General features: G+C 46.1%; 8 protein-coding genes. 4 read left to right on the top strand and 4 right to left on the bottom strand.

The window, feature by feature from the left end; genetic code table 11:
- Nucleotides 1-28 precede the first annotated feature (28 nt).
- Nucleotides 29-913, top strand: a complete 885-nt coding sequence (locus LQ567_RS17275; protein ID WP_231006656.1) for an AraC family transcriptional regulator — start codon at nucleotides 29-31, stop codon at nucleotides 911-913.
- A 175-nt stretch (nucleotides 914-1088) separates the two neighbouring features.
- Here LQ567_RS17275 and LQ567_RS17270 read toward each other — a convergent pair whose 3' ends face one another.
- The 4 genes from LQ567_RS17270 to gcvT all read right to left on the bottom strand — a co-directional run bounded on the left by LQ567_RS17270 (nucleotide 1089) and on the right by gcvT (nucleotide 7412).
- Nucleotides 1089-1367: a hypothetical protein gene (locus LQ567_RS17270; protein ID WP_231006655.1), complete on the bottom strand. Its 279-nt coding sequence runs from the start codon at nucleotides 1365-1367 to the stop codon at nucleotides 1089-1091.
- Between the two features lie 84 nt (nucleotides 1368-1451).
- Entirely contained in the window at nucleotides 1452-5216 is a 3765-nt protein-coding gene (locus LQ567_RS17265; RefSeq protein ID WP_231006654.1) for a DEAD/DEAH box helicase, read from the bottom strand.
- Between the two features lie 258 nt (nucleotides 5217-5474).
- Nucleotides 5475-6203, bottom strand: a complete 729-nt coding sequence (locus LQ567_RS17260) for a 2-phosphosulfolactate phosphatase (RefSeq protein ID WP_231006653.1) — start codon at nucleotides 6201-6203, stop codon at nucleotides 5475-5477.
- Between the two features lie 123 nt (nucleotides 6204-6326).
- The gene (gene gcvT, locus LQ567_RS17255; protein ID WP_231006652.1) at nucleotides 6327-7412 is read right to left on the bottom strand and encodes a glycine cleavage system aminomethyltransferase GcvT; all 1086 of its coding nucleotides are present in this window, start codon (nucleotides 7410-7412) and stop codon (nucleotides 6327-6329) included.
- A gap of 128 nt (nucleotides 7413-7540) precedes the next feature.
- Here gcvT and LQ567_RS17250 point away from each other — a divergent pair, with 128 nt between their 5' ends.
- The 3 genes from LQ567_RS17250 (at nucleotide 7541) to LQ567_RS17240 (ending at nucleotide 10933) form a co-directional block, all read left to right on the top strand.
- Nucleotides 7541-8776 (top strand): hypothetical protein, encoded by a 1236-nt coding sequence (locus LQ567_RS17250; protein ID WP_231006651.1) that lies wholly within the window; start codon nucleotides 7541-7543, stop codon nucleotides 8774-8776.
- A gap of 99 nt (nucleotides 8777-8875) precedes the next feature.
- Complete coding sequence (locus LQ567_RS17245; RefSeq protein WP_231006650.1) at nucleotides 8876-10081, top strand: serine hydrolase; 1206 nt, start codon at nucleotides 8876-8878, stop codon at nucleotides 10079-10081.
- Between the two features lie 183 nt (nucleotides 10082-10264).
- Nucleotides 10265-10933: a sterol desaturase family protein gene (locus tag LQ567_RS17240; protein ID WP_231006649.1), complete on the top strand. Its 669-nt coding sequence runs from the start codon at nucleotides 10265-10267 to the stop codon at nucleotides 10931-10933.
- Nucleotides 10934-11228: the final 295 nt, after the last annotated feature.

Raw genomic sequence — 11228 nt, 5'->3', positions numbered from 1 at the left:
TTTCTGATATTTCATGTATATTTAAGAAGTGAAGAATTTTCATAAATATCTCGCAAAAACAACGATTGAAGACAACTGGGGATTGTATGTTACCACGGTGGGCTATACCAAAATCGGTCAACACCAGCCTTATCCGCTAAGCCGCGAACATCCCAGCACCCATCGCTTTACCTGGAACAAAGGACGGATCCTGAATGATTACTATATTGTATTCATCTCGCAGGGAAGCGGTGTTTTTGAAACAGCGCACCAGGCTTCCAGTACGATACAGGAAGGCAGCTGCTTCCTGTTGTTTCCGGGTACCTGGCACCGGTATAAACCCATCTCCAAAATCGGTTGGGAAGAATACTGGATCGGCTTTAACGGCTACTACCCGCAACGGCTGATGAAATCCGGCTTTTTCAGCAAAAAAAACCCGGTGATCCATGTAGGGTTGCACGAAGAGCTACTGGCCACGTTTCATAACCTGATCCATACGATCAAAAATGCCACCCCGGGATACCACCAACTGATCGCCGGCTTTGTGGTACAATTGCTGTCGCTGGTTTATAATGCATCGGTTTACAAAAAAGAAAATACCGGCGATGCGTTTCAATACATCTCCAAAGCAAAGTTCCTGTTACAGGAAGCCCTGGAAAGTGATGTAAGCATGACGCATGTAGCGCAGCAACTCACGGTTAGCTACTCCAAATTCAGAAAAGATTTTAAAGCCGTAACGGGACTGTCGCCCAATCAATACCACCTGGAGTTGCGGCTGGGCAAAGCCAGCGAATTGCTGCGTGCTACCAGCTTACCTGTACGGGAGATCGCCGATCAAACGGGCTTTGATACGCTTTTTTATTTTTCCCGGATCTTCAAAAAAAAGTTCGGCCAGTCGCCAAAGCATTACCGGGAGCGGCATCCGAGGGGGTGAGGGCGGTTTCAGGTTTAACGTTTAAAGTTCCAGATTGGGTCGCGGTTAGTACCTGATATGGCATCCAATTCCCTATTCTCATTTTCTCATGCAATGCCAAATCATCGATCACAGATGTAAACAACTGATCACCGAAGGCTGAAAGCTGACCTCTGATAGCTGATTGCTGATACGCCTACTGTTTCCAGTAACGGCCGAAAACACCAATATAGGTTTCTTTACTGGAAGGCGCCACCACGCGGTTATTTTCTTTAACCGGGTTACCTGCGTCCACATAGGTTGCGGTTACCAGCGCATAAAGGAATTTATCCTGGTAATCCACTACAGGAGGGTTGTGCGTGCGGCTCACCACCGGCTGCATCCATTTGATAAAACCATCTTTAGACGGTTTGGTAAAATAGGCTACGAGGAGCACACCAATGATGAACAATAAAATACCCCTTCTGAATTTCATATTTTAAATTATTTGTAAGAATAGCGAACGGGAAACCGGGAGTAGCGGGTAAAACATTTGCAGCCCGCCACTCCCTGTTCATTATTAACTAAACAGATATTCTACATCTTCTTTTGTCAGCGATTTTACAAACCCGGCTTCATCCGAAATAAGGTCTTTTGCCAGGGCCTTCTTTTTCTCCTGCAGTTTGAGGATCTTATCTTCGATCGTATCCTTACAGATCATGCGGTAGGCAAAAATACTCTTGGTTTGCCCGATACGGTGCGTACGGTCGATGGCCTGCTGCTCCACCGCTGGGTTCCACCAGGGATCTACGATATACACATAATCTGCCGCTGTAAGGTTCAAACCCACACCCCCGGCTTTTAAAGAGATAAGGAATACCCGTACTTCTTCATTTTTCTGAAAACTCTGGATGGCTTTTTCGCGATCCGGGGCCGAAGTACTTCCATCAAAATATTCGTATTTGATACCCAGGGCTTCCAGTTTCTGCCGGATAAGGCCCAACATTCCCAGAAACTGTGAAAAGATCAGCGCCTTATGATCACTCATGTTTTCGGTGATCTCCCGCACCAGTTCTTCAATTTTTATAGAATGGTTCTCAAAGGCCTCTTCCTCATTCAATATGGCCGGCGAATCGCAGATCTGCCGCAGCTTCATCAAGCCCTGCAGGATCGTCATCTGTGAACGGCCAATACCCTGCGATTCAATATTACCGAGGATCTTATCCCGGTAATCATTCCGGTAGGCGTCATAAATAGAACGCTGCTCGCTTTCCATTTCGCACCAGAGAATCATTTCCTGCTTTTCCGGCAGATCCTTGGCCACCTGCTCTTTCGTGCGACGCAGGATAAACGGATACAGGATTTTCCGCAAATGCTCTTTCCGGTCGGCCTCTCCCAGCTTATCGATGGGAATTGCAAATTCCTGCCGGAAAAACTCGATGCTGCCCAGCATGCCCGGGTTCAAAAAGTTCATCTGCGCATAAATATCAAACGTATTGTTCTGTAACGGCGTACCACTCATACAAAGCCGGTGCTTTGCATTGATCAGGTAAGCCGCCTTGGTAACCTTGCTGGAAGGGTTTTTGATGGCCTGGCTTTCATCCAGTACCGCATAATCAAAAGGCACGCCCACAAACAATTTGATATCGCTGCGCAGGGTACCATAGGTGGTAATGGTTACATCCTGTTTTAAAATATCTTCGGTATTGCGGGTACGCGAGGGTCCATGATGAATCCGGTAGGTTAAGGACGGCGTAAATTTCTTGATTTCATTTTCCCAGTTATAGATCAGCGTGGTGGGACAAATAACAAGGATCCGTGCGTCAGGATTCTGGGATTTATGATGCTCCAGGTAAGACAGGGCCTGAACGGTTTTACCCAAACCCATGTCATCCGCAAGGATACCACCCCAGTTTACATTTTTCAAATAGTTGATCCACTGGAACCCTGCTTCCTGGTAAGGCCGCAGGATCGGTCGCAGGTGCGCCGGCGGTTCAATTTCATGGATCTTATCAAAATCTCTTAAACGGTTGTATTTTTCTTCCAGCTCAAATACCAGCTCTTCTTCATTCTTCAGTTCAAACAACTCATCCACCACACTTTTGTGGTATTTGGAAAGTTTGAGGTTGTTATTGGCGCCTTCACCCACCCGGAACAAAAGGGCATATTTTTTCAGCCACTCTTCGGGCAATACCCCCAGGGTGCCATCGCCCAGCTGCACATACATCTGTTTATTTGCCAGTGCGCGCTTTACATCAGCAATGGAAACCTGCTGATCGCCAAAAACGATATCTACCTTGGCATCAAACCAATCCGTATTACTGGAAATAAAGATCTTGGTTTGCGGTTTGGCGGTATTGAAGCGGAAGTTCCGCAATGCATCGTAACCAAACACAGGCACCTGCATTTCCTTCATGGCATCTACAAACAGGAAGAACCAGTTATCCTTGAGGATCTCCGTACCTTTCAGGGAAAGCGTACCGTTTTCTTCGTTCATCACCAGGTTCGAGTGCAGGTTCTTCAGCCGGTCTACAAACGCATTTTCTTTTTCCTTATTCCGGTGTATCGACAGGATCTTATCTCCTTCGGGGATGAGGAAAATTTCCTTTCCCAGCAGGTCCGTTTCGTAACCCTTATAGGAAAATTGCGGTTTGAAAATAAGGTGGTCTCCTTTTTCAATCAACAGCAGTTTTGCTTCCGGTACAATATTCTTCATTACATGCAGCATGGAAGCATCAAAGTCTACCTTATATTCCCGCGCCAGCGGTAATATGAACTCATGCAGGGTTTCGGCCCACTGATCGGGATCAATGATCATTTTTCCCGCAGGCAGGAATTTTTCGATGAGGCTGATGCTTTCTGCATTGCTGAACAGGAACAACTGATGATTGTACAGGAACAACAGCGGGCAGGGACTTTCATTTTGCTCCACGCCATGCACCATGCCCCGCAACCGCACCAGGCAGTCGCAGCTAAAGCGCTCATCATCTTCTTTATCTACAAAGAACTCGGTAACCGCCGGTTCTGTAAAAATATCGATCTGTTCAAGATGGTTGGTAATAAACGATTTGCCCTTGGCCAGGATAAAGGCCAGGCCTTCTTCACCTGCATCCACAAGCAGTTTCCGTAGCCGGGGCAACATGTACTCATTTACCAGTTGCCGGGTTTCGGTGTTCATTTCTATAGCAGGCTCTTCCTGCTCCCAAAGATTATTAAAGGGTGTATTCCGGTTTACATATTTATTGATCTCCGCATCCTGCAGTTTCCGGACGGTATTCAGCAGGCTGATATCCTCCTCACTGAAATCGGCCGTATCAATAAAATGACTGATATCAAGAGTCGCAGCTTTTCCTGCAAAACCGGATCCGCTTTCATTCAGTTCTCCGGATACCACATGCACCTGGAAATAGGGATATATTGCCTTATTAAAATCAAAGACGATCCCCAGCTTTCTTGCCGGTTGTTCGGCTACTGCTACGGATTCTTCTTTTTCAATGGTTTGAGCCTGTTGTTTAATGGCGGATGCCGCCGGTTTTTCAGCAGTGCTCAGGGTATTGATGCGTTTGATCTTCGGATCCAGCACCCGTAAAAACGGCTTGCCATCCTTAAATACAAACTCAAATTTCCCTTTCAGATCATCATTCAGCGAGTAACCGTAGGCTTCCAGCAACTTATTCTTTTCCACATCGCGGTTACGGATGGTATCAAAATAAAAGGCGCCATGCTGCTTGATCAGCTGCAGGAAAACGATCACTTTGGGCAAACAAAGCGGGTGATCGGTATCGTCATAATCGCAGCTGGTGTCAAAGTTGCGCTCTTCGTTCTTTTTGATGGCTACTTTATACTCTTTTCCGTCAAGTGTTACTACAGCCCTTACGGTTTCATCCTGTGCATAAACGATTTTCGCCTTTTTTTTCTGCAGAAACTTTTCTGCTTCATTAAAGGTTTCCGTTGCACAAAGGTGCCGGATCGAGCGTATATCCAGGTTGCGGATCTTTACCACGGTATGCCGCTGATCATAGTACACTTCCTCATCTTCAAGCTGCCCCTTATCCATCAGCTCCTGCAACTGGAATAATGCTGCTACCTCATGCTTACATACATCGCCCAGGTTATACGGACAGTTGCATTTCAATGCCAGGTTTTTCGGATCATTGAACTTTTGAATATGTACTTTGTAAAACGTGCTGTAAGAATCGTCTTTTACCCTGAAATAAATGCTTCCGGTGAGTTTATCATATTCGATCAGTTCTACAAATCCGAGTGCAAATGTTTTTTTACCCCGGCGGATCACCTCATCGGTACCGAAGGTATAAACGTGTTTTAATAAATGTGGTAATGCCAAACCGCTGTTATTATACTTAATTAATAATTACTCATCATCCTCCTGCTGCGTACCTGTAGTTACCGGGATTCCCGGGATCCGTTCCCGGCCGGTTATTCCGGTATTTTACGGTTTCAGCTACCCATCTATTGCCGGTTGGGCTACAAAAAGGACAATCGGCAAAAATAAAAGAATCTTATCCGCTTTTCCTAGTATTTACGCAAGATTTTGAGAAAATTTATATTCTGTTGTTTATAAAAAATATGCTATTTTTATAGGTTATTCCTGCCGGATCAGCCGGCCTTCCCTGTAAAGCGGTAATACATCAGCTACATTTTCCTGTAAACAGAATGCAATGTCATCAATATATCCAAACCGGTCTACCAGGCGGTGGTAATGCGTTAGTTGTTTTGCAAAACCTAAAAGGTCGTGCTTGTTGTGCTGGTACATGTATTCCGCCATAAAAGAGCTATCGCAATGAATGGAAAAATGCGCCTTTACCTGGCTGATGACCGCCCCGGCAAACAACGTATCTTCCAGGTTGAATTTATCTTTCCACCCCGCACAGGCCAGCACCACGTTTTTACCCTGGGCAATTAAATAATTGCATACGGATGAAAGATTGGGAAAAGACCCTGTAACGATATCGTCTGCCCCCTGCTCCAGGGCCATATGCAATAAACGTGTTCCGTTGGTAGTCGTCAGCACCAGCACCTGGTCTTCAATAAAGTCGCGTTTATATTCCATGGGCGAATTCCCATGACTAAGGCCATCGGCCAGTTTCCCGTCGCGCTCACCGGCAGCAATTCCTTTTACCGATTTGCTGATTTCAATAGCCTTGGGTACCGAATCAACGGGAATGATGTACTGAGCGCCGTTGTACAGGGCAGCTGCAATAGTGGAAGTAGCCCTGAATACATCAATGACCACCACAACGGTATTGTTGAGGTCGTAAAGATGGATCAGCGCAGGCGAAAGCGATGTATAAAGGGTCGGTTGATTACTCATTTGATAAAAATAAAACAATACGGGGTGATTGTCAGCCCCGTCAGGCGTCGGCTGACAATCACCCCGGCAACAATGTTGTCATTTTAAAGAACCAGCAGCTGCGAATGTTACTGCCCCTGAAAATCAGGCAAAGGGCAGTTTCACCACCCTGGCTTTTAATAATTTATCGCGCACTTTAATAAAAACGGGGGTCTCAAAAGCTGCAAAAGCTGTTTGCACATACCCCAGCCCGATGGCCTTTCCCAGGGAAGGGGATTGGGTTCCTGAAGTAACCGTACCGATCCGGGTTCCGTTTTCATCGCAGATCTCGTATCCGTTGCGTGGAATACCTTTGTCTTCCAGTTCAAAGCCCACCAGTTTCTGTGTAACCCCGGCTTCCTTCTGTTTTTTCAGCAGTTCACTTGCCGTAAATTCCTTGGTAAACTTGGTGATCCAGCCCAGCCCTCCTTCCAGTGGCGTGGTGGTATCATTAAGATCATTGCCGTATAAACAATACCCCATTTCCAGTCGCAGGGTATCCCTGGCGGCCAAACCGATCGGCTTCAGGCCCTTGGGACCACCTTCCGCAAAAATGGCATCCCAGATCTTATCTGCGGCACCGTCCTTGTCCTCAAAATAGATCTCCACCCCGCCGGAACCGGTATACCCGGTAGCGCTGATCAGCACATTATCCACACCGGCAAACCGGCCTTTCTCAAACGTATAGTATTTTAAATTCAGGATATCGGTATCTGTCAGCGGTTGCAATATGGCTGTTGCGTTTGGTCCCTGTATGGCCAGCAGGGCCGTTTTATCGGAAATATTGTGCATTTCAACGCCATCTGTATTATGGTCGCTCAGCCATTTCCAGTCCTTGTCGATATTGGCGGCGTTTACCACAATCATATATACATTGTGTTCTTCGATACAGTAAATGATCAGATCATCTATAATACCTCCCTGCTCATTGGTAAAGCAGCTGTATTGTGCATGATTGTTCCTGAGTTTGGAAGCGTCATTGGTCGTAACCCGCTGTATCAGGTCCAGCGCTTTGGGACCTTTCAGGATAAACTCCCCCATATGGCTTACATCAAATACACCGGCATTCTTTCTTACCGTTTGATGCTCTTCATTGATCCCGGAATAGCTGATCGGCATATTATACCCTGCAAATTCAGCCATTTTGGCTCCAAGCTCCAGGTGCTTTTTGGTAAAAGGAGTCTCCTTCATATATACAAAATTTTGGCTGCAAATTTACGGGATCGCCGGGGAGAAATTTCAAAAACAATTTTATAGCACCAGACGGTATTGGTTAAACACCTGCCGCAGATTGCCGTCAAAACAAACAAACAGGTGATATGAAGATGCTACTTACTATTTTGGGAGTGCTTTACCTGTCTGCTGCATGTTTTTCCTGCAGCAAACAATCGGCTCCGGCCGGGGCGCCGGCAAAAACGGATAGCTTTACGGTTACCATCACCAATGGTTACGGAAGCGGCCGGTACAAAACCGGCGATACGGTACATGTATTCAGCCAGGCTTTAACACAGGATCAGGTCTTTGCGGGCTGGAGTAGTGATTACCCTGCGTTGCTGGCTGCACCGGATGAATGGCATACCTGGTTTATCATGCCGGGGAAAGACGTTCATTTTACCGGAACCACTGAACCCGCGGCAGCTTTTACACTGCAATGGGAGCAACTACGGGGCCGGGACCGGATGAAACCGGTGTACTATTATTTTCCCGCCCAGCCCAAAGGGATCGTTTATCTGCTGCACGGAACCAGCGGCAGTGCGAAGGCGTTGGTCGCCGGCTTCGAATGGCAGGAGCTGATCAAAGACCTGGTGCATGACCATTTTGCCGTAATCATTACCGAAGCAGAAGAGGCCACTACGGAAACAGACCTGAACGGGGACGGTTCCATCCGGTGGAACGTTCTTCCCTGGGACACCGTCACAAATGTAGACTACGCCAATATCCGTGTGCTCACTCAAACTTTTTGCCAGCGGCAACTGCTGCCCTCCGGGCTGCCCCAATATGCGGTGGGTATGAGCAACGGCGGCAATTTTGCAACAGCCCTTTCTACGATTTACAGGTTCCAGGCCGGCGTTAGCTATTGTGCTCCCTCCGGCGACCAGATCGCACAAATAACCGGCACCCCGCTTCAGTTTTGCATGGCCCGCTTTGACCAGAACCCCAATGTGGGACCTGCGGGCAATGCTGCCGCGTTGAGCAACGCGCAAACCATTGCCGGCCGCGGCCTTTGCAGCCGATACCTGGTAAAAGAGCGTTCGCCCCTGTACTCCGAACGGTTTGCACGGAGCGGCCAGCTGAGCCTTCCTGCATCTGCGGCCGTCTTTAACGAATTAAAACAAAAAGGGTACCTCAACACTAAAAATTATTTTCTTTCTACATCCGATGCCCTGCTTTCAGATTACCAGGCGAACCCAGCCGCATTCCCGCAACTGAACAATTTGAGTATTGACCAGCGAATGTTCGTTTTTCAACAAATAAGCCTGGCGGTTTCTGATCATCATATGTATAGCGATTACAACAAAACAACCCTGAAATTTCTGAATACCCCCTGCAAATAGCCTTTCAGCCCGGCCTTTGGGCAATGGCGGTATTTGATCCAAATGACCTATCTTAACAAAATGAAACCCGTTCTTCTCACCATTTTCATATGCACCCTGATGTCCAAAACTGATGCACAGGTAAAAAATGATCCCTGGCTTATGAAGCTGCTGCAGCAGCATGCATCTCCTTTATTACAGTCTATTCTTGAGCAACCCGAAATATATCAGTACCAGTTGATTTACACGGAAATAAAGCGGGATGCGCAGCAGCAGCCAAGCTTTATCAATCACTACCTGAATGTAGACCGTAACCGTTATTTTAATCCTGCCTCTACCGTAAAAATGCCGGTAGCCTTTGCTGCGCTGGAAAAGCTGAACCGCATGGGAAAAACGGTTACCGCTCAAACATCCATGCTTACAGACAGCGCCTTCAGCGGACAAACCGCTGTAACAAAAGATGCAACTGCTGAAAACGGTTTTCCTTCCATTGAACATTATATTAAGAAGATCTTTCTTGTAAGTGATAATGACGCCTATAACCGGCTGTATGAATTTGTGGGTCAAAAAACATTGAATGCAACTCTTTGGGAAAAGGGATATAAGGATATCCGCATCACCCGCCGTTTTGTGCCCATGACTTCCGAAGAAAACCGGCACACCAATCCCATCCGGTTTGTAAAGGATGGAAAAACCCTGTTTACACAACCGGCGGCTTACAGCGACCTTCAATTCCGCTTTCCCGCTACCAAAATACTGGTGGGCAACGGACATTGGGATAAAAACGACAGCCTCATCAACGAGCCCATGGACTTTACAGAACACAATAATCTTCCGCTGGAAGACGGACATCGCTTATTGCGCAGTGTCTTGTTCCCCAAATCTGTACCAGCCGAACAACGGTTTCATTTAACAGCAGACAACTATCGCATGTTGTACACTTATATGTCGGAGCTGCCCTATGAGAGCCGTTTCCCCGCTTATGATACGGCGGAATTTTTTAACAGCTATACCAAATTTTTCTTTTTCAGGGCAGGCAAAGACCCCCTTCCGGATCATATCCGGGTATTTAATAAAGCCGGCTGGAGTTATGGTTTTTTGACCGATTATTGTTATGTGGTTGATTTTAAAAACAACGTTGAGTTTATGCTCAGCGCTACCATCTATGTAAATAAGGACGGCATTCTGAATGACAATAAATATGAATATGAAGAAACCGGGTACCCGTTTTTTAAAGAAGTGGGACAAACCATTTATAACTATGAACGAAACAAAAAAAGAACAGTGATCCCGGATCTAAGCCAGTGGAAATTGATTTATAAATAACACAAACATTTGTTTGTACGATTTATTTTCTTACCTCTAAAACCATTCGTTGATCCATGTGTTGGTATATACGCATTGATCGAAAGCAACATTTTAATCAATTAATTCAACAAACCATAGGGGTTATTTGCCAATTGGTTGTATTAAGAGAGGTATCTGTTTTTTTTGATTTAATTTTGCACTATGCAGTTTGATAAAATACACAACAAGGGGCAGGCAAGACTTTTTAAGAGCGATTATCTGGAGATGCTGACGAAGACACACCCGCTGGTCATCTGGGGCATGTATATTCCGGTTATTGTGTACATGTTGTATTACAGTCATGTTGCCTACAACTATTCTGTAGCCTATGTGCTGCTGATCTTTTTTATCGGTATCTTTTTCTGGAGCTTTTTTGAATATATTGCCCACCGTTTTATCTTTCACTGGGTGAGCGATAATCCTGCTGCACAAAAAATTGCGTATGTAATGCATGGCAACCACCATCATTACCCAAGAGACCGGCAGCGCCTGTTTATGCCTCCCGTTCCCAGCATCATTATTGCTTCTGTGTTACTGGGTGTCTTTTACCTGATCCTGGGAAAACTGGCCCTGATGTTTTTCCCTGGCTTTATGCTCGGCTACCTGATGTATGGTACCATGCATTATGCCATTCACGCCTGGAATCCGCCCTTCAAGTGGATGAAAGGATTATGGCGGAATCATCACTTGCACCACTACAAGGATGAGCATAAGGGCTTTGGCGTAAGCAGCACCATCTGGGACCATGTGTTTGGCACTATGTTCGACCTGAAGAGAGAGAAAGAAGATAAAGAGAAGGTTAAAGAACTGATGTTCGACAAAAAGAAATAGCCGGCAGGGGTTCAATGGTGATGCAGGGGAAACCTTGGTGCCATACAGATACCTACGATATCATTACCCTTCTTTACCATTTTCAGGGGAAATTGCAATTCCTGTTTACAGCCCGTAATATATTTCAAGATAACCCGCAAAGGGTTTGATTCGATTGGTGCTGACCAAAGTCGCCCATAGTCATGCCGTCCTGATAAACCGGGATTGTTTCGGTATCTATATATCATTGATAAGATCCTAAAGCAGAAATAGACCTTGAAAGAAAATCAGGGGTGGCTGGGTGACCTTGCAAATA

It is taken from the genome of Niabella pedocola (genome assembly GCF_021044425.1).
Taxonomy (GTDB): domain Bacteria; phylum Bacteroidota; class Bacteroidia; order Chitinophagales; family Chitinophagaceae; genus Niabella; species Niabella pedocola.
The sequence above is the reverse complement of the archived record's forward strand: the minus strand, read 5'-3'. Positions and strand labels throughout refer to the sequence as shown.

What these genes read in the sequence shown, in the direction of transcription:
- LQ567_RS17270 (WP_231006655.1), bottom strand. Translation starts at nt 1,367, where the DNA reads ATGAAATTCAGAAGGGGTATTTTATTGTTCATCATTGGTGTGCTCCTC.
- LQ567_RS17260 (WP_231006653.1), bottom strand. Translation starts at nt 6,203, where the DNA reads ATGAGTAATCAACCGACCCTTTATACATCGCTTTCGCCTGCGCTGATC.
- gcvT (WP_231006652.1), bottom strand. Translation starts at nt 7,412, where the DNA reads ATGAAGGAGACTCCTTTTACCAAAAAGCACCTGGAGCTTGGAGCCAAA.
- LQ567_RS17250 (WP_231006651.1), top strand. Translation starts at nt 7,541, where the DNA reads ATGAAGATGCTACTTACTATTTTGGGAGTGCTTTACCTGTCTGCTGCA.
- LQ567_RS17245 (WP_231006650.1), top strand. Translation starts at nt 8,876, where the DNA reads ATGTCCAAAACTGATGCACAGGTAAAAAATGATCCCTGGCTTATGAAG.
- LQ567_RS17240 (WP_231006649.1), top strand. Translation starts at nt 10,265, where the DNA reads ATGCAGTTTGATAAAATACACAACAAGGGGCAGGCAAGACTTTTTAAG.